The organism is Caballeronia sp. Lep1P3 (assembly GCF_022879595.1).
Taxonomy (GTDB): domain Bacteria; phylum Pseudomonadota; class Gammaproteobacteria; order Burkholderiales; family Burkholderiaceae; genus Caballeronia.
In genome coordinates, this window is sequence record NZ_CP084269.1 from 78541 (window position 1) to 97575 (window position 19035).

The 19035-nt window shown below is 60.6% G+C and carries 24 protein-coding genes; 17 read left to right on the top strand and 7 right to left on the bottom strand.

Annotation, left to right across the window (positions count from 1 at the left end; genetic code table 11):
• Nucleotides 1–50: 50 nt before the first annotated feature.
• Nucleotides 51–1205 carry a competence protein CoiA gene (locus LDZ27_RS26865; RefSeq protein WP_370653506.1) on the bottom strand — a complete coding sequence of 385 codons (1155 nt, stop codon included), beginning with the start codon at nt 1203–1205 and terminating at the stop codon, nt 51–53.
• Between the two features lie 7 nt (nt 1206–1212).
• Nucleotides 1213–1503 carry a hypothetical protein gene (locus LDZ27_RS26870; RefSeq protein ID WP_244818583.1) on the bottom strand — a complete coding sequence of 97 codons (291 nt, stop codon included), beginning with the start codon at nt 1501–1503 and terminating at the stop codon, nt 1213–1215.
• Nucleotides 1504–1997: 494 nt separating this feature from the next.
• Between LDZ27_RS26870 and LDZ27_RS26875 the strand changes: the two genes are divergently transcribed.
• Nucleotides 1998–2663 (top strand): hypothetical protein, encoded by a 666-nt coding sequence (locus LDZ27_RS26875; protein WP_244818584.1) that lies wholly within the window; start codon nt 1998–2000, stop codon nt 2661–2663.
• 256 nt (nt 2664–2919) lie between these two features.
• Here LDZ27_RS26875 and LDZ27_RS26880 read toward each other — a convergent pair whose 3' ends face one another.
• Entirely contained in the window at nt 2920–3387 is a 468-nt protein-coding gene (locus LDZ27_RS26880) for an RES family NAD+ phosphorylase (protein WP_244818585.1), read from the bottom strand.
• Nucleotides 3384–3839 (bottom strand): antitoxin Xre/MbcA/ParS toxin-binding domain-containing protein, encoded by a 456-nt coding sequence (locus tag LDZ27_RS26885; protein ID WP_244818586.1) that lies wholly within the window; start codon nt 3837–3839, stop codon nt 3384–3386. Before LDZ27_RS26885 ends, LDZ27_RS26880 begins: the two co-directional genes overlap by 4 nt.
• Nucleotides 3840–3912: 73 nt before the next feature.
• Here LDZ27_RS26885 and LDZ27_RS26890 point away from each other — a divergent pair, with 73 nt between their 5' ends.
• The 8 genes from LDZ27_RS26890 (at nt 3913) to LDZ27_RS26925 (ending at nt 9356) form a co-directional block, all read left to right on the top strand.
• Entirely contained in the window at nt 3913–4128 is a 216-nt protein-coding gene (locus LDZ27_RS26890; protein ID WP_244818587.1) for a hypothetical protein, read from the top strand.
• A gap of 86 nt (nt 4129–4214) precedes the next feature.
• Complete coding sequence (locus LDZ27_RS26895) at nt 4215–5318, top strand: CAP domain-containing protein (protein ID WP_244818588.1); 1104 nt, start codon at nt 4215–4217, stop codon at nt 5316–5318.
• Between the two features lie 92 nt (nt 5319–5410).
• Nucleotides 5411–5911 carry a DUF2726 domain-containing protein gene (locus LDZ27_RS26900; protein ID WP_244818589.1) on the top strand — a complete coding sequence of 167 codons (501 nt, stop codon included), beginning with the start codon at nt 5411–5413 and terminating at the stop codon, nt 5909–5911.
• 95 nt (nt 5912–6006) lie between these two features.
• Nucleotides 6007–6948 (top strand): hypothetical protein, encoded by a 942-nt coding sequence (locus LDZ27_RS26905; protein ID WP_244818590.1) that lies wholly within the window; start codon nt 6007–6009, stop codon nt 6946–6948.
• On the top strand, nt 6945–7127 hold the full coding sequence (locus tag LDZ27_RS26910; RefSeq protein WP_008343302.1) for a hypothetical protein: 183 nt from the start codon (nt 6945–6947) through the stop codon (nt 7125–7127). The genes LDZ27_RS26905 and LDZ27_RS26910 overlap by 4 nt, the downstream gene beginning before the upstream one ends.
• A gap of 381 nt (nt 7128–7508) precedes the next feature.
• The gene (locus tag LDZ27_RS26915) at nt 7509–8330 is read left to right on the top strand and encodes a CsgG/HfaB family protein (RefSeq protein WP_244818591.1); all 822 of its coding nucleotides are present in this window, start codon (nt 7509–7511) and stop codon (nt 8328–8330) included.
• A 98-nt stretch (nt 8331–8428) separates the two neighbouring features.
• Complete coding sequence (locus tag LDZ27_RS26920; RefSeq protein ID WP_244818592.1) at nt 8429–8623, top strand: YqaE/Pmp3 family membrane protein; 195 nt, start codon at nt 8429–8431, stop codon at nt 8621–8623.
• 79 nt (nt 8624–8702) lie between these two features.
• The gene (locus LDZ27_RS26925) at nt 8703–9356 is read left to right on the top strand and encodes a hypothetical protein (protein ID WP_244818593.1); all 654 of its coding nucleotides are present in this window, start codon (nt 8703–8705) and stop codon (nt 9354–9356) included.
• Between the two features lie 660 nt (nt 9357–10016).
• Here the strand turns inward: LDZ27_RS26925 and LDZ27_RS26930 are convergent.
• Nucleotides 10017–10727, bottom strand: coding sequence for an SOS response-associated peptidase (locus tag LDZ27_RS26930; protein ID WP_244818594.1), 711 nt, complete (start codon nt 10725–10727; stop codon nt 10017–10019).
• Between the two features lie 190 nt (nt 10728–10917).
• Here LDZ27_RS26930 and LDZ27_RS26935 point away from each other — a divergent pair, with 190 nt between their 5' ends.
• Together LDZ27_RS26935 and LDZ27_RS26940 are read left to right on the top strand one after the other, a co-directional pair.
• On the top strand, nt 10918–11868 hold the full coding sequence (locus tag LDZ27_RS26935) for a Ku protein (protein ID WP_244818595.1): 951 nt from the start codon (nt 10918–10920) through the stop codon (nt 11866–11868).
• A gap of 1 nt (nt 11869) precedes the next feature.
• Complete coding sequence (locus LDZ27_RS26940; protein WP_244818596.1) at nt 11870–12697, top strand: helix-turn-helix domain-containing protein; 828 nt, start codon at nt 11870–11872, stop codon at nt 12695–12697.
• Between the two features lie 27 nt (nt 12698–12724).
• Here the strand turns inward: LDZ27_RS26940 and LDZ27_RS26945 are convergent, their stop codons facing one another.
• Nucleotides 12725–13285, bottom strand: a complete 561-nt coding sequence (locus LDZ27_RS26945; protein WP_244818597.1) for a hypothetical protein — start codon at nt 13283–13285, stop codon at nt 12725–12727.
• 161 nt (nt 13286–13446) lie between these two features.
• Between LDZ27_RS26945 and LDZ27_RS26950 the strand changes: the two genes are divergently transcribed.
• The 6 genes from LDZ27_RS26950 to LDZ27_RS26970 all read left to right on the top strand — a co-directional run bounded on the left by LDZ27_RS26950 (nt 13447) and on the right by LDZ27_RS26970 (nt 17035).
• Entirely contained in the window at nt 13447–13656 is a 210-nt protein-coding gene (locus tag LDZ27_RS26950; RefSeq protein WP_244818598.1) for a hypothetical protein, read from the top strand.
• Between the two features lie 36 nt (nt 13657–13692).
• Nucleotides 13693–13983, top strand: coding sequence for a DUF4148 domain-containing protein (locus LDZ27_RS26955; RefSeq protein ID WP_244818630.1), 291 nt, complete (start codon nt 13693–13695; stop codon nt 13981–13983).
• Nucleotides 13984–14076: 93 nt separating this feature from the next.
• Nucleotides 14077–15186, top strand: coding sequence for a patatin-like phospholipase family protein (locus LDZ27_RS26960; protein ID WP_244818599.1), 1110 nt, complete (start codon nt 14077–14079; stop codon nt 15184–15186).
• 4 nt (nt 15187–15190) lie between these two features.
• Entirely contained in the window at nt 15191–15586 is a 396-nt protein-coding gene (locus tag LDZ27_RS26965; RefSeq protein ID WP_244818600.1) for a hypothetical protein, read from the top strand.
• Between the two features lie 99 nt (nt 15587–15685).
• Complete coding sequence (locus tag LDZ27_RS29165; RefSeq protein WP_370653507.1) at nt 15686–15946, top strand: DUF4148 domain-containing protein; 261 nt, start codon at nt 15686–15688, stop codon at nt 15944–15946.
• 801 nt (nt 15947–16747) lie between these two features.
• Nucleotides 16748–17035 carry a hypothetical protein gene (locus LDZ27_RS26970; protein ID WP_244818601.1) on the top strand — a complete coding sequence of 96 codons (288 nt, stop codon included), beginning with the start codon at nt 16748–16750 and terminating at the stop codon, nt 17033–17035.
• Here LDZ27_RS26970 and ligD read toward each other — a convergent pair.
• Complete coding sequence (gene ligD, locus LDZ27_RS26975) at nt 16998–18944, bottom strand: DNA ligase D (protein WP_244818631.1); 1947 nt, start codon at nt 18942–18944, stop codon at nt 16998–17000. The genes LDZ27_RS26970 and ligD overlap by 38 nt on opposite strands.
• Nucleotides 18945–19035 lie beyond the last annotated feature (91 nt).

The following is a 19035-nucleotide window of genomic DNA, read 5'->3' on the forward strand; positions in this document are numbered from 1 at the left end:
TGAGCGCTCGAAAAGGCAGTAGTAGCTCCGGCGGCTCCGGTGGTATCTCGTCAATCTTGTCGATAAGTATCTTGCAGACTAGCGGACGAGCGCTGCGGAAAACGTCCCTCGTCGAACCACCAGCGATATGTGTATGCAGTCGCCGAAGGTAGCGCACGCACCCATTCGGGCTTGAATACGGCTTCGGTGGCAAACTCCGTTTGAGCCTCAAACGCTGACTCAAAAAACCTTCCCTGCAATGCATCGCAGTGGACGCATCCATTCGATAAGTACGTTTCAGAGGCGGCCTTGCTCGACCGAGGCTTCACTACGCCTATTCCATGTCGCATAAGGACAGATGGTGGAAGGATTGACATTACCTCCGCCACCCCGTCCGGCATCTTCGCCATGTCGTGAATCGATGTATGGAAGTCGTCGAATCGAGGGAATATGCGGCTGGCCGCGAAGGTCAAACCAGCGACCACACCCGTTTCTTTTTTACACCTCCAGCACCGAATTCGGGCAATATCCACGTCGACCGGCATCCGACAGCCGAGAGTTGGCGCAAACCGCAGCCGGCCCTTTAAGGCACCCTTTATGAAAGTTTGCAGCGGGATCGTCTGACTCCATAGAAGGTCGTCGTCTTTGCTGATGCTTACCCACTTCGGATCGTAGTAGGCCGATGGGATGAGCACATTGAACAGCCCCGCGCGTTCGTCGAACATCAACCTGAAAGACGGGATGTCCTTTCGCGACGGGAAGTTTTTTTGCCTGAATAGCCACAAACCGCGTACGCCGGCTTCTGCGTACCTCGACTGTCGCCGTTCAGTCTCGTCGGTATCCTGTCTGCTCCATTGGATTTCGATGGCGACTCTCGCGTTGCCTTTGACTGCTAGCACGTCGGCCCGCCATTGGTGACCGGTCGGTGTACTCCCAGCCTGCTCAGGTATCGCATCCCACTCCGTGCCCTCCACTGCGTCGATGACGGCCATCTTCGCCAACAGATGCTCGGCCGTCTCCGGAGCCGTTTCGCACGGGCCACGTCTCGCGTGGGCGAAGTGCCTAGTTCCCAACTTGCTCGTTCGTAGTACTGCGCCGGCCCCGCAGCATGCCATTCGCAGAGTTTTACGATCTTTCGCTCGGTGACGAAGCGCTAGCCACTCTTCGGTGGACCTGAATTGAAAGGCGAAGATCTCACGTTCGCCGTCGAGGCATTTCAGCGGCATGTCAGCGTCACCCGGCTAACGCGCGCCCTATGAGCCGGACCTGTTTCGATCCAGAAATGCGCTCCCATGCAGTTTCGATTGCAACTTTGAAGAAGGCCCCTACCGCTTCACTAGCGCACTCTGCGGTCAGTACACCGCTGTCGTTATGAAGTCCGGTGATAGCGAGGCCAAGCGGAGGTGGCGCGCCGTCCGCTTGTTGCAAGGTCGCCATGAGATATCCGACGAGCACGAAGACCTGTTGTTTCCCCCACTCGTTGTCGGACACGGTTGCGGTCACGCTTAAATTCGGCGTTGTCATAGTAGTCTTGGGTTTTCCGTTTAGCGTTTGAAGGTGTCTTTGTAAAGCAATTCAAAATACGACACGCTTAACCGCGTTCGCGGAATCAGTGATGTCCCGCCCGAAACCGGCGACCGTATTACAAGCTGTCAAGCCGACAACCGCGGAGACAAGTGCGAACAAAAGTGCAAAACGCCCGACCATTTCCCATCTTCCATGTGCAGTGAATGTCAAAAACGCGCGCCGACTACCCGTCGTTGAGTCCTTCATCTGTCGGTGCGCCGGTTAGATACGTTTATCGGCCGGCCGGACCAGTCACTTTAGTAAGTGTCCGCTCATGCACGCAGAAACGCCGAAGGCAGCGGGCGCTAGTCAAGCCAACCGCGGGCGGCGCTCTTCCAGAACAACAGCCAACGTTATTTGCGCTGTCCGATTAGGTTGTCTTGGAATCTAGGGCAGTCAGCAGTTCCGGCTCCTTATACAATTGCCGCGGCGACAACATCCGGGAGTGGGAGATGGCGCAGGAGTGGATGGCGGAATTAGTGAAGAGCGGTTGGCTGGACATTGCGAAGGTGGTTCTCCCGTCGAGCGCGATCAGTTCCTTGATGACGATAGGATGGAACAGCTGGAGGGACGCAAGGCTGCGCAGAACCGACAGGAAGGATACGGCGCTGTCGGTCGCTCTTTCCTTAGAGAGCTACGCTCGCACGTGCAGGAAAATGATGCACCGTGCAGAGTGGGCGTCCAATAGTGCGATGCAGACCCAGAGCTACGACTCCATTCGTAGTGTGGAGCTCCCCGTCTTTTCATTTCCCGAAAAGCTGGAGTGGAAGTGGCTGAGCACTAAGGTAACTTCGGGGCTCCGGGAATTCCCCGCCGTGATTCACTCGACCCGCAATTTTCTGGATTCAGTGTGGGAATATGGCGATCCGCTTGAGTTCTGTGAGGAGGTGGCCTTCGAAAGCGCGAAGGCCGCGAAGCGAGCGCTGGAGCTGGCGCGGATGACCCGTCGCAAGTATGGGGTGGTGGCTTGGCAGCCTGGCGGCATCGACTCGAACCTGCACAATGAACTATCCGAACACATTTCACGGACAGAGGAAAGTCGCCGCAAACTACGCGAGCGCCGTGACCAATTCATGTCCGATCTGAAGGCGGAAAAAGCGTTGGTTGAGAACAAGTGAGCAATTCAATGGACGTCCGCTCTTGGCGGACACCTAACGTTTTGATTGCGGCGAACCGCGAAGCCTCAGGGTAATGCCGCTCGGACGGCCCGTAGATCATGGCAAGCGCCTTCGCCGCCGCACCTATATGGTCAACCAGAAGCTGGCCTAGCCCCTCGACGAGACGGGCATAAGCGTCGCGGTTGTCCATGGCACTTTCCTGTTTAGGCGCGAAGCAACATCGTTGTCTTTCGCATCATCATGTTTTCCAGTGCGTTCAGCAAAACAGTCGCGGATCGAGTCCAAACGCCTCTTGACGAATGACTTTCAGTTCGCGGTAGTCGCTGTGAAGAGGGTTGAGGATAAGGTTCCAGTCAGCCGGACACACTACAGAAGGCACTTTCATCGCGACCGACGTTCCTTGCATAAGCCAATGGCGGCCGACGTCGACGGTCGACGCAGGTATTGGCAACGCGGTCCAGTCTGCAGGCAGAACTGGTTCATAGCCCTCGTCAACCAGATGATCGGAGATTTCTAGCTCCACGAGAAACAGGTTTCCCGCCGGAGGAATGCCCGACGCATGCACTCGCACCTCAAGGACCGCCGTTGCCGCATTTAGACTCGTGTACAGGGCGGGCATTCCGACCGGATTCCAGCGTCCGGCAGCTATTGCAGCGCCATTGCCGCTCAGATCGTCAGCGCGATATTTTCCGGGCTTATCCTTGGCCAAACGAAAAAGCCTCATACGCCGACGCCGAACTCAATCCGCTGGAGGATTCTCTGCACTTCATCGTACCCGGCCTGCGTGTCTAGCATCGAGACGGGACTTTCGCCGCCCAATTCCGCGTGGGGAGTCTGCATCCATTTTGCAGCAAGCTCGCCGCTTTCGAATACGTCAGCGGCGTGTGCGTGGATCAGGATGACTCTCGACACGCGATCAGACTCTCCGCTACTCAGGCGGTCGCCAGCGGCAAGCTTTCGCGTCACGGTGCTCGACGGAATACGCAGGCTTGCAAGCAACGATTGGATGCTGGTGTTCAAGACCTCGGAAGCGACAAGACCGATGATGTTCGGCTCCAGCCCCAGCCGGATCTCGCGGCTTTGCGCTATCGGGTCGAGTTGAATAAACGCGGCCAGTCGCGAAGCGCGTTCGCCGCTTGGCGTGCCCTTGTTGGGCGAGGATCGAGTTGCAGGCATCACAGTCTCCAAATGGGTATGGCCATATGCCCATTATGGCGAATTGCCCATTTGGTGTCAAGGCGACTATCAAATGAGCAAAACGACATGGCACCGGCGTTCGTCAGCTCTCGGCGAAAGGCGCGCGAAAAACCTCTGCTTTCGGCTGCGCAACAATCCGCTTTCTGTTCACCATGGTTCTGCTGTTCCGGGCAGGCGTGCGCAACTCGCATCGGGCCGCAACGCGCTGGTTCCCGTGCACTATTCCGTTGCCTTGACAAGACGCTTCTCGGACAAGACTGGTTTGTAACGACCGGCTCGTCTATGGCGGGTCGGTGAATAGAAAAAACGATGAAAACGCCTGCTCAGGCGTCCACGAACATAACGAGGTCTGGTTTGAAACAGTCGTCTGTATTGCCGTCCATCCGCCTTTCCGCTTTGACGGCCTTGACCGTCGCCGTGCTCGCCGCATGCGGCGGCTCGGGTTCCTCCGATTCGAACAGCACAGGAAGCTCGACCGGCACCGGAGGCTCAAACAACACAGGGAGCCAGAGTGGCACGCCAGCCGCGTCGCAGAAAGCGAGCTTCCTGCCACCGGCATCCACGGCGCAGAGCGTTGTTGCCACAGGCGACCCCATCGCCGACAGCGTCGCATACCTCAACGCCATACGGCATAACGTCGGCTACACGACCGCGCTGTTGGTCGATAAAGGGCTAACGACGTCGTCGCAAAACCATGCTGTTTATCTTGCGGACAACTCGATTTTGAGCCACAACGAAACGGATGGTCAGCCTGGATTCACCGGTGCATCCCCGGGAGTCCGCATCAACGCACAAGGCAGCTACACGACTTGGGGCGAGGTCACAAGTGCCGGTGATGCACGCGCATTCACCGACTCTCTGGTGGGCGTCAGGGGCCTGTTCGACGCGCCCTATCACCGAGTCATCATGCTCGACAACTTCGCCAGCATGGGGGTGGGCAGCGCCTCCAGCTCGACGTGGGGGGCGTTTAACATCGACTTCGGCAATCAGACCTCGGCCCTCAGCAGCACGCAAGTCATCGCTTATCCGTACCCGAACGAGACGGACGTTCCGACTGATTGGTATGTCAACGAGATCCCAAGCCCCTTCGCCTCCGCCCCGCAGTACGACCAGACGTACACCGGGTATCCGATCACCATTCAGGGGAGCATGTTTTCCAAGTTGAGTTCCGTGAGCTATACGGTCACGGACAGCGGCGGGAATGCCGTGCCGTGTCAGCTTCAAACTTCAGCCAACGATACCGCGCTGACGAACGCCGCGATGTGCGTTCCTTTCAAGCCGCTCAACTCAAGCGCCACGTACACGGTGCATGTCGTCGGCGTTCTAACCGCGACGGGCGTGACCGGAACGCAGAACAGTCCGCTCGATCTCACATGGTCGTTCACCACCAAGGCTGCGAGCACAGCGAAGGCCCAGGGGCTGAACGGTGGCGGTGTTCGTCCGCCCGCCGTCCTGTAAGAGCCGCCTTGGCAAATTCACGGCGTTCAGCGAGGCCCACAGCAACCGGCCTCCTGCTTGCCGTGCTCAACCTATAACCGCATCGAGGGCACATGCAAAGCCACATTGCGCCAGTTGTAGTCATCGCCCTATTGGTTGGCATCGTCGCAGTCATTGCCAGCAAGGTGGCCGCGAAGCCGCGATACAAGGCCGTTCCTCTGCTGACCGCCAACGAGAAGGAGTTCTTCGAGCGGCTTCGCCGCGCGCTTCCCGAGGCGTTGATCTTTCCGCAAGTCGCAATGTCAGCGATCATCCAGCCGATCTCCAACGGAAAGCAGCGCACCATCGACTTCCGACGCATCTCGCAGAAGCGCCTGGACTACGCGGTCTACGACAGACAGCTTGCTCTCGTTGCTGTTGTCGAGCTCGACGATAAAACGCACGACGCCGCGCGTGACGCCGTGCGCGACGGATATCTCGCAAGCGCGGGCATCCGGACCATCCGTTTCCAGTCCAAGGCGAAGCCGGACGAAAACGGTATCCGGTCCGCGCTATTCCCCTCCGAGACGCGCGTCCACGCAAGCGAAGGTTCCTCTCTGTTTTCTCGGGTCTGACGCGGCGGCAGGTTCCTTGACTTCGCGGTGGTGTCGATAGGCTGGGTTGTGACGCGAACGAATTCGCGTCGCTATCGTCACCTAAGCGAGGTCCCATGGAACCCAACAAGAAAGAACCCGTCGACGCGATTAAGCTGGTCAAGTCGCTCATCGACGTCATTCAAGCATCCTTTGCGACCGCGTGGAAAGCGGTCCTCCTCCTCGGCGGTGCTGTCTTGATCGCCTACTGCTATTTCGAAAGCATCGTGCCCGAGGGTTTGTCGCTCGGTGATGCCTTCTTCCTCGCCTCCGCCGCGTTCTCATTCACTTGCATTGCGCTGATTGGCATCGGCTTCGGTGCCTTCGCGGCGTTGTGGGTGCTCAAGCTTGTCGTCGTCGCAAACAACTTCCGCCTCAAGCGCCGCGGGGAGCCGCCGGCAGCTTCGCTACATCAGGTAGTCGATAACGGAGCAATGGTCTTCATGTCGTTGATCGCAACGCTCGCATTTGCCTCCGCGTTGGTCTTTTTGAAAGATCAATCGCCCGATGCGCGCATGCACGCGACGTTGCTGTTCTTCGCGGCTGCTGGCCTAATCGGCGGGATCCTCCTGCTCATCGTCCCCACCACGGCACAGCGACCCAGCATTCGCCTGACCGTGAGTTTTCTTGCGATGACGATCTTCGGTTTGCTCGTCGCTACCCGGCCCGCGTTGCTCAATCTGGCAATGGTCAACCTTGGCGTGCGCTCGGCGCCCGGTCAAGTCGTCGTCTTCTCCGACGCCGAACACACGCAGTTGGCTGCGATCGCGACGGCGAGCGCAGTGAAGGTGCAGTTCTGCAAGCTTCCGACCACTGATAAGTGGGGGACGCGCGATGCCCGCGCCGTGTGGCATGGCGTGGGCGGCAGTTCCTACGTTCGGCTCTTCGACGAAACGAACGGGTCACGAGACGTTCTTGTGCGGGCGAACCGCGCGGATGTTGAGGTGATCCGCGGCGAGCGGACCGGCTTCGACTGCCCTCCGAAGGTGGCCGCTGCTTCGGTCGGGAAGTCGTCATGACTCGCATCTACGCGACGCTGAGAAAGCGCTACACCACCGAGGCATTGAAAGCCATGGGTTTCGTCAAGGACGGCGGGCTGATGGTGAAGCGAGGGGCGATGCGTCGCATCCGTGCGCAGGCATCAAGCCTCGACGGAGTGTGGTGGCGCGTGACGCCCTTGGAGCGCCGATGGCGTTAGCGGTCGGCGAGACGGAAAAGAGCATCAAAAAGACGCCTCTTTCCAGTCCTGCCATCGTTTCTCGGTCGGTAGCCTTGATATCGCCTTGGGAGGGTTGGCGCCGCGTCGCCAATGACCTCCCCGGCACGTAGCACCCCTGCCCCTTGACTCCCGGCTCCAGACGGCGGGCGACACTTCCCTAAACGCGCGCAGGACCCGGCTCGCTGGAGCGAGCCGGTGTAGTACCGAATTCTGGGAGCCTTCGCACTCCGCCGCTGCCCTGGCTGACACACGACGCCAGACACGCTGATCGAGATAGCGAGGCACCGAAGTGGTTTTTATAAAGGTCCGTTTGGCATTGATGCCAATACAAAGGACCACACGACACAACAACGAGGAAACATGAAGCTCAAAATGATCGGCGTGGCCGCCCTGTCCGTTTTCGCGCTGTCCGCTTGCTCACAGATGCAGCCGGGCGCGCAATCCGCCAAGACGGCGGCGACCGGTTCCGCTGCCGGCGAAGCGTCGCAGAACGCCAACGCAGGCCTGCAGCACTGCGCGGCGCCGCTCGGCACCGTGGCCATCGTCGAAGATACGGAAGCGCCGTGGTACGGCCTTCTCACCGGTCAGTACCAGCTCGGCTCGACGGTTCCCGTCCTGAAGTTGCTCGTTCAGCAAAGCAACCGCTTCGTGATCGTCGATCGCGGTCGCGCGCTCGGGACGGCGATGGGCGAACGCGCCCTGAACTCGTCGGGCGAACTGCGCAAGACCTCGAAGATGCACAAAGGCCAGATGGTCGCGGCCGACTACACGATCAGCCCAAGCGTGACGTTCAGCAACCGCGACGCGGGCGGCGGCGCAGCGGGCCTGCTGGCCTTCGTGCCCGTGGTTGGTGGCGCCCTCGCGGGAGTCGCGGGAACGATGAAAGCACAGGAAGCCTCGACCATGCTGACGCTCGTTGACAACCGGTCCAGCGTCCAGTTGGCGGCCGCCGAAGGTTCGGCGCGCAACGTCGACTACGGCATGCTCTCAGGCGTATTCGCTGGCGGCTTCGGCGGCGCAGGCGCTGCGGGCGGCGGCGCCTACGCACGCACGGCGCAGGGCAAGGTCGTGGTCGCGGCGTTCACCGACTCGCTCAACAACCTCGTCGGCGCAGTTCGCCAGTACCGCGCACAGAACGTCAAGGGCGGCCTCGGCAACGGCGGCGCTCTCGTCGTCAACTGATCGAGCTAGGGCGGGAGACTGACGCCATTCCGCCCAGTTAAGGATCCATTTAAGTGAGCCGTTATTACGGTCTCATCGAACCAACAAAGGAAGCTCACATGCGCCTCTTTCTCGCCATCATCATTCCGTGGCTCCAGTTCTTCACGATCGGCCGCCCGATCGCCGGGATCATCTGCCTGCTCTTGCAGCTCTCGATCATTGGCTGGCTCCCCGCAGCAATCTGGTCCGTCTTTGCGTTGGGCCAGTATAAGACGGATCGCAAGATCGAACGCGCACTCGCGAGCCGCGCCTGAGATAAAGACTCATCGCCGCCGACGCTTGCCTCGCTCGGCGGATGCATGCCATCAAAGCACAAACCGAATTCAAACAACGATGAAGCAAAAGTTGATTGCACCTGCCATCCTTGCGTGCCTCCTCGCGGCCTGCGGGTCGCCGAAAGAAGCCAGCAACTCCAACTTCGAAAAAGCGATCAACAAGCACTACGCGAAAGACTGCATAACGATTCATCCTTTCGCCGCGTCGGCTGACGGTCGTAGCTACCCGATCACCGTCGCGCTACAAGAAAAGGCGCCCTATCAGCAGCAAGCGCAGGTTGACCAAAGCAACGCGCTGACGACTAGCTCGTTTGACGCCCTCGTTGATGCGGGCGTGCTGTCAGTCGCCACGGGCACGAAGCAACGAAAGGCGTGGTTGAGCGAAAAAGAATTCACCGTGCCAGCGAAAATCTACTCATTGACGGATGCGGGCAAGAAAGCTTTGGTTCAGCCTGACGGCGCCGACCTCTGCGTTGGTCACTACAAGGTGGACGACGTGACGCGATTCTCCGAGCCTAGCAATGCGCTTGGCCATACCATTTCGGAAGTCGCCTTCACGATGAGCGCCGTCGATGTTCCCGACTGGGCGAAGAACGACAAGGTCGCGAAGCAGTACCGCCTTGACCAAGCACTTGCACCGCATATCAAGGGGAACCGGACGCTGGTGCTCGCAAGCGACGGCTGGATCGACTCGGCCGACTTCAGCAATTAAACGCGTTACCGCGGCCGTCACCTGCAACGGCGGCGGGGCGTGGGCCCGCGAGGCGACGCTTTAGTCGCATCACTCGCTCCAGTCGCCGATCTAGTGTCCAGCTTTCGTTGCCTAGGCCACACTTCCCGGCCTACTGGTCGATAGATGCAGGCCGCGAACTATTTGTCCGCGCCGAACAAAAGACCTGATTCGCGACGTTTAGTCCCACGCCGCTGTTCCATACGGTAGTCGTCGCGCCATCTATTGGCACCGCCTCCCCGATGGACGCCATGCTGTGGCCTATCAAAAGGTTGGCCCGCCGCTCGCGCCCATAGCCGCGCCCACCTACCCGCTTCGGCTTTCTGCATGGGGGTCGTTGCCACGATCAACCGATTGACCGCCTTGTCGAGGTGGCGCAGCGCATACGCTTGGTGTGGGATGCGTCTAGGCATGGCGTGTCGCTCCAGTTTGCCCCGTGCTAGCTAATCTTTCGCGTAATCAACTCACGCAGGAGCTTCGCTATTGTCGCGCCTGTCTTGCTTTCAGCATAAGTTCGTCGTCAGTGAAACTGGACTGAACCTTCGCGTCAGCAACACGGAATCCGTTTAAACCGGCTTGCTGCCGGACATACGCGGCGCGATAGGTAGCCATTTCCTTACTCCCGTTTCGACTCAGCATTGCTCAGCCGCCGTCGTCCGCAAGCAGGGACGCTTGAGCCAGATCGAGGTTGGGCATCGCTTTAGGCTTGGCGCTGCGCGGCGGCAGTGGGAACGGCTCTGCGCGCATCGCCTCAACCGGATAGAGCTGCAGGAACGAGCGCGCTTCGTCCGTGCTTTTGCAAGACAGCCAGTCCTCGTATTCCGTCGGCGGGATGATGACAACCGACCTCTTTTCCGCTCCCGGCCTATGGAACCGCTTCATCAGCGGGTGATCGTCGGCGTTGACCGTCAACATCGTCATCGAAAGGCTCATTGAGCTATCGGCCGGATCTTTCCATGCACGCCAAAGCCCAGCGATCGCGAGCGGCGCGCCATCGGCCATGCCGATTCGCCAGCGCACTGCCTTCCCAGTCTCATAGTCCGGCTCGTAGAACCGGCGACAGGGGATCAGCGCGAATTGCAGCTTGTTCCAGGCGGTGCGAAAACTCGTCTTCTGGCCGACTGACTCGGAGCGCGCGTTCATCGTATCGAATGCTTTCACGCCCTGCGGGATGAACCTGCGCGGGACCATGCCGAACGTCGCGGCGTCAGTCAAATACTCACCATCGACGCGGCGGAAGATCGGCGCAGCATAGTCCTTGTAGATTTCCGGCTTGTAATCGAAGTTCGGCACCGGGAACAGACTGAAGACGTCAAACGCGTCTTTCGGATTAGACTCGTAGCTCGTGCACACTTTTTTGCCCTCCGTTGCCGAAAATATACACGGAGGCGCAGCGTCGCCCGCCTTGCCGTTGCCGCAACCGGGGTCAGCGGCGTGGCACCCGGTTTGCACAGAACGCCCGTTGGCCTTGCCGCGTGACTGCGTTGTGCCGCCAAGAGCGGCATCGACTGTGGCCGGCCAGATAACCTACGCGAGGTTTCCTATGGCTGCCCGCTCGATCGCTTCAATGACGCTGAGTTTCGGTCTCGTCTCTGTGCCGGTGAAGGTCTACACGGCCACCGAGAGCAAGTCCGGCGTCGGTTTCAACCTGATGCATAAAGAGTGCGGCACCCGGCTCAAACAGCAGTACGTCTGCCCGCAGGACGGGAAGGTCGTCGAGCGCGCCGATATGGTCAAGGGTTACGAGTTCGAGAAAGAGAAGTACGTGATCTTCGAAAAGTCGGAGTTGGAAGCGCTGGAAGCAAGCGCGAGCCACACGATCGACATCGTGTCGTTCGTGCCGACGGAGGCAATTGACCCGATCTACCTCGACAAGCCCTACTACCTCGCGCCCGACAAGCGGGGCGGAAAACCGTACCGGTTGCTGCAGGAAGCCATGAAGGACAGCGGCACCTGCGCGGTAGCCCGATGGACGTGGAAGGGCAAGCAGCACATGGTGCAGGTGCGCCCCGGCAACGACGGCTTGATCCTCCAGACGTTGCTCTACGCCGACGAAGTCCGCTCCCAAGCCGATATCGGCATCGAAGAAACCGACATCCAGCCCACGGAACTGCAGCTCGCCGAACAACTGATCGAGCAGTACCGCGTAGACAGCTACGACGCGACGGCCTACAAGGACGAAGAGAAGGAACGCATCCTCGCCGAGATCGACAAGAAAATCGCGGGCAACAAAATCACCGCCGCGCCCGCCGTCGAACAGCCCGGCGCGCAAGTAATCGACCTCGTTGAAGCCCTGCGCGCCAGTCTGAAGAAAAAGCCCGCCGCAGCGGACCAACCGACGGCTGCACCGCGCGCCGCACGGAAGACAGCCCGGGCCGCCGCACCGATTCCTGAACCGGCGCAGGAAGCACCGGTTCAAAAACGCCGCTCGGTTCGCCGCGCGGCCACCGAAGATCAGCCCGCACCAGCACGCAAGACCGGCACAAAGAGGTGACATGCCCGACCATGGCTACAGCCTGCGAGAAGTCCAGCGCATGCTGGGCGTTTCCCGAAGCGTCGTAGAAAAGCTGGTTGCGGCCGGCTTTGTCTCGCCGAGCGGCGAGCGGCGCGACTGGCGTTTTACCTTCCAGGACGTCGTCATGCTCCGGACCGCACAGGCGTTACGCGTGGCCGGAGTCACGCCTTTGAAGATCGTCCGCGCGCTCGATCATTTGCGTAAGAGCTGGGGCCACGAAGGGTCGCTTACCGGTGTGCGCATTGCGGCAGTCGGCGACCGTGTCGCGGTCAGGGATGAGGCCAGCCATCAGTGGGATGCGGAGACCGGCCAACTGCTTTTGGACTTCGACGACAAACCCGCCGCGTCAAACGTCGCTTCGCTGCAGGCGCCGCTGGCAAAAAAGACTCGTGAGGCGGCGACCGACCTCTTCTACCGCGCCCGGTCGTTGGAAGACGAGGACATTGACGCCGCCGAAGCTGCATATCGGGAGGCGCTTGCGCGTGCGCCCGACTATACCGACGCATCGTTGAACCTTGGCGGCATCCTCGTCGACACCGAACGGTTCGACGACGCGATAGCGATCTACCGCGACGCGCTGCGCTATCGACCAAACGACCCGGTGTTGCTCTTCAACATTGGCGTCGCGCTGGAAGACTCGGGGCGCTTTCGCGAAGCACTTCGGTCATACGAGCGTTGCGTGGCGCACGCGCCCGACTTCGCGGACGCCCACTTTAACGCTGCGCGCATCCATGAAGAACTCGGTGAAGCGACCAAGGCGATTCGCCATTTCAATGCGTACCGGGTAATCATGAAGCGCCAGGATTAGCGTCCGAGCCGCTGCGGACTGTCGCGGTCACTTGTCCGGGCTGGTCGGCGTCCAGCCGAACACCGACTCGAACCGTTCTCGAAACGGAGTCCTCAGACCGGGTGGCGAGTGACGAATGTAGCTTTCAGCCCGGCTCCAGTCGTCATCAGTCAGCGAGTGCAGATACTGCACAGCCTCGTCAACGCTGGGCAGGCGACCGTTGCGGTCTCGCGACTTGGGCGGTAGCGCGGTCCACACAACCGCGTCTGCACCATTGCTTTTCAACCATGCGGCCATGGCCTCCGAGTGCAGGTAGTCGATGCCGTTGGGTTGAGGAATGCTCCCTACCCACTCGGTCGCGTGATTCCGCACATCCTCCCGCTCACGTAACGCTTCTCGCGCTGCATCGAGTGTCTCGACAGCGACAGGTGCCCAAAACGTTGGTTGTAGCGGACCGTCCTCCATCAGCACAAGACTGACGATCTCACCGTCCGAATGGCGAGCGAACTCAAGGGGCAAAAGCGGACCGCCTTCCTGCCATTCACCGACGATAGGAAAGCCTTTCAAATCCCACAGAAGCGAACCCCAAGCTACACATACGACTTTCATAAAGTACCTCCTCCCTTACCTTATGCGTCAGCAGAAGGCGTGCCGTTGCCTGAGAACCGCTCGCGCGCCAAGGCCGTGCTAGCCCAGGAGAAGCGCGCGAGACGGTGCTTCGTGATTGGAACGGGCCTTGCTCGGTGCTATTAAAACTGAAAGGAGCCAACATGGCAGAGCAACACAAGCCCGGTGAGAAGGTGCAGACCTCGGGCATCTACAAGGTGGTCAAGGAAGGCGACGGCGCCTCGGGGTTTGAGGTGACGTGCGTGGAAGGCGAGCATTTTCCGCCGACGAGGAGCGGCAAAGGCGCTCACTATGAACTCGTCCATGCTGCCACGCATTCACACAAGCACAGCGAGCTCGGCAGCGGCGACTGATTGCAGAGGGCCATCGTGGGCGCGACACACAAAAACATGCTGCTTGGCTTCGCTTCAGCATGCCTGCTTGCCGGATGCGCCGTCGGCGAGATGCCGCCGCCAGGAAGGCACCTCACTGACGGCGAGTGCCGCGACCTAACTGCATTAAAGACAAATGCGAACCCCACGATGGCTCAGCACCAGTCAGAGTTAGCCGCGCTTCGCAAAGCGGGTTACGACCCATCTCCCTTCTGGGACGACCCCTACTATCCCGAGGACCTGCAGGCTGCGCAGCGCCTTGTTGACTACTGGTTCCAGACCGAGTGCGCCTCAGCGCAAACCCAGTGACGTCAGCACCGTTTAACCTAGCTCAATCACTCGCGCACCCTTCGCCGCGTGCGCACGACCGCCCGCGGCGCTCGTACTAGCCACGGAGTATCAATGACCGAGCAAGACATCAAACCAGGCAAGTCGCAGCGCATTGCTTTCGCGATGCAGGGTGGCGGCGCCGTTGGGGCTTTTCAGGCTGGCGTGCTCGAAGCTCTGCACGAAGCCAACGTTGAAATTGACGCGTGTTGCGGATCGTCGATCGGCGCGATCAACGCAGCGATCTACTTTGGCAATACACCGTCGCGTCGCATTGATCGTCTCAGGGAGTTCTACGATCGAGTCTCAGTGCCCGGTACGGCGATGCCGGATCAGATGCTTGCCTTCAACGGCGCAACGATACTTGGGGGCGACGACTTCCGCCGGGTGCTCGCCGAAGCCGACCAAAGCTATGCGATGAGCGCAGGACTACCTGGGTTCTTTACGCGCCGACTAGCGGTGCCATGGACAAACGGCACCGGCGCGCCCGAACTGGCCAGCATCATGGATCTTTCGCCGCTCTACCGGACCCTTGAGAGCGTGTGCGACTTTGAAGAGCTAAATCGGAGCGGGACGCACGTGAGCGTCATCGCGACAAACGTGGCGACGGGCAAGGCACACTACTTCGACAATCGCGGAGGCCGCCTAGTTGCCCCGATGATTGTTGCGTCGGGCAGCTTGCCGCCATGGTTCGCCCCAGTCCAGGTCAACGATGAGTGGTACTGGGACGGCTCGCTGGTTTCAGCTGCGCCCCTGCACCGTCTCATTGAGACTGCCCCGGCAGACGTCGAGACGACCATCTTTCGGGCCGACTTGTGGACCCCGGACGGCCAGGTGCCGGACAACGTGAGTGATGCGGAGATCCGTCAAAAAAACATCGAGCACGGAAGTCGCGCTGCGGCATACCATGAGACGCTCGATGAGTCACACCGCTTAAAGTCGCTACTCGCCTACGCGCTGAACTGCATCGACCCGGCGCAGCGCCAATCTGATCCGCAACTGATGAACGCGGCTGCAATTGCCAGCGTTAAGCCAATCCGCATGGTTCCGATGGACTATGAGTCGTCGCAACAGGGATCCCACTTCAAGGACGGGCAGTTCAGCCCGGCGGCCATCAAGACTCATTGGAGTTACGGTCGCGAGGCGGCGAAAGCCGCGCTCGAGCGAATGAATGGTACGGCATAACGCGATGAGACAAGTCGACGAAGCCCAGCCGCGGAACGTCCTAGAGCGTCCGAAACTGCGTATCGTCGTCAGCAGCGCGAGCGTGATCCCAGGCATGCCAGCGACGGTCGTGATCGTGCTGAAAAACCCGTGCGACTGCGACTTCGAGGTCGTCAGTAGCGCCTTCGAGGTCAAGCGCACGCCGATCGGCGCACGACATTCCCTGCCCAAAGCCGGATGGGGTTACGCCGTGACCGACGCGGTGAGGCCCCGGACGTGGCTGCCGGCTGCCGAACGATGCCGCGCTCAACAAGGAAGGCGCTGTCGTTTTTCAAGCTGCCTGATCCGGCGCTCAGCCGCTCGCGTCCGCCCACCGAACTGCATCTCGGTGGGCGGCAAAGCGGTAAAAACAAAGCGGTAAAAGACTGGCGCGGACGACTGCAACCGGCACAAGTCACCCCAAGGTATGGCGATTGCCGTCGGATGAGCAACCACGTTGCCCTTACTAACTGGAGACTCGATGCGTGATAGCCAATTCACCCGCTCGCTTGAAGCAGTGCTCACGGCTGCTGCGACTCTGTGCTTTGTCACAGGTTGTGCAACTGGCGCAGACGACTCGACGCGCGCACATGTGCAGAGGGATCTCGCGACGTATCGCTGCGCCGGATTCGATCCGGTCGCCGACGAAATCACTTATCCGGCCGACGTTGAGAGAGCTGAAGCCCGCGTCGCCGCGGGAAAAGGCTGCGTTGCTGATCAACATCCGCCGACCCGCCCATGAGGAGGAGGTCCATCTCGAGGCCAAGGTCGGGCGCCAGCAATGCCGCCGTTGGTGACGTGAGCTAACTAGCGGCAATGCAGTAATGGGCAGCGCATACCTTATTGACCCGTTGGCACGGACTGTCACCATTATCGAGCGCGAAGACCGAGCGTCGCTTTCATCGGTCTACGCGCTTCTCAAGTGCGCGAGCGTAGCGCGGTACTCCTTGGGAGGCGGAGACCTGCTCTATGTGGACGAACACCGCCCGGCGGGCGGCGGCGCATTCACGTGTAAGCTGTACCCAGACACCGCGTTTTTCGGCCGCGCACTGTGGGTCGGGTCAAGCGCCGCAGGAGAGGAAAAGCCCCCGATATGTCGCTAGACGTCGCGTCCGAACTGATCGTTTTCGTTAGCGGTGACTATCTTGATCAGCCGCCCGACTGACTGCCGTATTTACAGACTGACGATGGGCGCATATCGCTACCTTGTGTGCGATGCAGCGAGCTCTGGACGACGTTCGAGGCGGACAGGCGCACCAAATTTCATCGAGCCGTCCCAGCGAGCGCCCCACCTTCCAATGAGCCGTACTACGACTTCGCTGGACGCCTGCTGTACCGGCGGTTTCGCGGCGAGGTGATCGAGACCAGCTTCTATCGTAGGCTCTGCATACGTCATGCCGTGGTCGCGGGCTTGTCACGTTGATCGCGTTCAATACCGTGCGAACTTGCAGCAGGCGAGTCAGGACCAAGGTTTGCAAACACGGCACACCGGCGCGTCGCGACAGACGCTGCCGCCTTAGGCGCTAAACCGGAAGAGCAACAGATGAACACAGCAACGAAATGCATCGTGACGACCGCTTTTGCGTGGGGCCTTTCGACCGCCGCGCTCGCCCAAGGAAACGCCGGCGGCATTGCCGGTGGCAACGGCGCGGGCCGTGGAGGTGTCGGCATTGCCACGCCCAACGGAAATGGGGAGACCGGTACGCCGGGCGGGCCGACCAGCAAGCACTCCACGCTCCACATCAAGCCGCATCACAAGGCTAAGAAGCAAAGCTCGGCTGACGCCAGACCGGTCAGCGCAGACCGACCGCCTTCCGCATCGCCGCAGTAATGCCTTGCCGCGTGCGGTGAAAGCCCTTCCAAGGGTCGGCTTTCAGCGAATGCATGCGCTGCGCGGCTGTCTTGATCGTCCACTGATCGGCGCGGCCGATGTCGCTCAACTCGTCCCACGCGATCGGCATCGACACGCCCATGCCCGATCGGGCGCGTGCCGAGAACACGGCGACGGTGCTCGCTCCTTTGCTGTTGCGCAGATAGTCGATGAAGATCTTCTTCACCCTGTTTTTGGGCCCGAGGACGGCGGAGAAGCGCTCGGGCATCAGTCGCGCCATGTAGCGCGCGACCGCGTGCGAGAATTCTTTCACTTCGTCCCATTGCTGCCGACGCGTGAGCGGCACGACGATGTGAAAGCCCTTGCCCCCGCTCGTCTTGATGAAGCTTTTGAGTCCGATCTCGTCGAGCAACACTTTCGATAGCGTCGCGGCATCGACCATCATATGCCACGACAGCTCGGGGTCCGGGTCCAGGTCGAGGATGAAGCGGTCAGGATGATCGAGGTCCGGCTGCACGGCGTTCCAGCTATGCAGTTCGACGACGTTCATCTGGGCAAGGCCGATGAGCGCTTCGTGACGATCGACGACCAGCAGCGGCGGGTGGCGAGGATGCAGTTCGACCGGCAGCCGGGTAATGCCGGGGATCTTTGAACGCTCCTCGTGCTTCTGGAAGAATAGCTCGCCGTGGATGCCTTCCGGCGCGCGCACCAGCGACACCGGCCTATCCTTCAGGTACGGCAACGCAAACTCCGCGATCTCGTCGTAATAGCGAACAAGGTCGATCTTTTTCATGCGCGTCACGTCGTCAATGACGCGCTCGGCGTTGGACACTTTCACACCCGCGATGACGAGTGTTCCAGCCCGGCCGGGTGATACCCGCGTGGTTCCCTTCGCTTGAGGCAGGCTCTCAGGTTCGTCAACGTCGACGACCGTCTCTTCCGTCACGGCTGTCGCGGGCTTGTCCTCACGCATGCCTTGGAAAACAGAATGGCGCGCCTCGCCAGCAGGCGTCCATTCGAGGAATGACGCTTCAACGACGAGTTCGGGAGCCAGCCACACGAAGTCGCGATCTTTCTCTCGCGGGGGCGGGTTGTAGAACGGCGGATCATCGCGAACGAGCTTTACCGCCTTCTTTTCGAGCTTGGCCAGCGGGCGCGGCTTCAGTTCCGCTTTCACGGTGCCGGCGAAGCGCAGGCTGCCGTCGCGCTCGTGCACGCCGAGCATCAGCGATCGCATCCCGCTCTTTGCGCCGACGAGTCTTGTGTACCCGCCGACGACAAACTCTTGGCGCTGAAGGCACTTTAGTTTTATCCAATCGGTCGAGCGCCCAGAGCGGTACGGCGCATCCGCGCGTTTGCCAATGATGCCCTCCAGTCGCATCCGGCACGCGGACGCGAGTAACGATTCAGGGTCTTCGGTGAAGGACTCGCTAAAACGGACGCGCTCGCTCGACGTCTGAGCGATCAGCTCGCCGAGCAGCTCTCTGCGCTGGGCAAGCGGCACTTCCCGCAGGTCACGTCCGTTGAGAAACGGCATATCGAACGCGAAAAAAGTCAGCTGCGCCGTGCTGCGACGGTCAAAAGCATTCTGCAGCGCGTTGAAGTCGGGGACGCCGCTGTCCGTCAATACGACCACCTCTCCGTCCAGCCACGCGTTGTCGACCGGCATGTCCTCTATCGCGGTCGCGAGCGTTCGCATCTTCGCAGTCCAGTCGTGTCCTCCCCGCGTGATGAGCTTCACTTGGCCCGCGCCCAGCCTGCACATCAGGCGATAGCCGTCGAACTTGATCTCGTAGAGCCAGTCGCCGCTCGCGGGCGGCCGGCGCGCGAGCGTGGCGAGTTGAGGCGAGATCGAGTCGGGTAGCGCATCGCTGGGCGGTGCGCTTGCGTGGTCGGGACGCTTGGCCATGGGGTGATCCTCCGACGACCGAGAGCAATCTCTGCTCCACGCAAATGCTGTGAGGGCGCGCACGAACACTGCTCTCCTGTGAGGAGGAGGC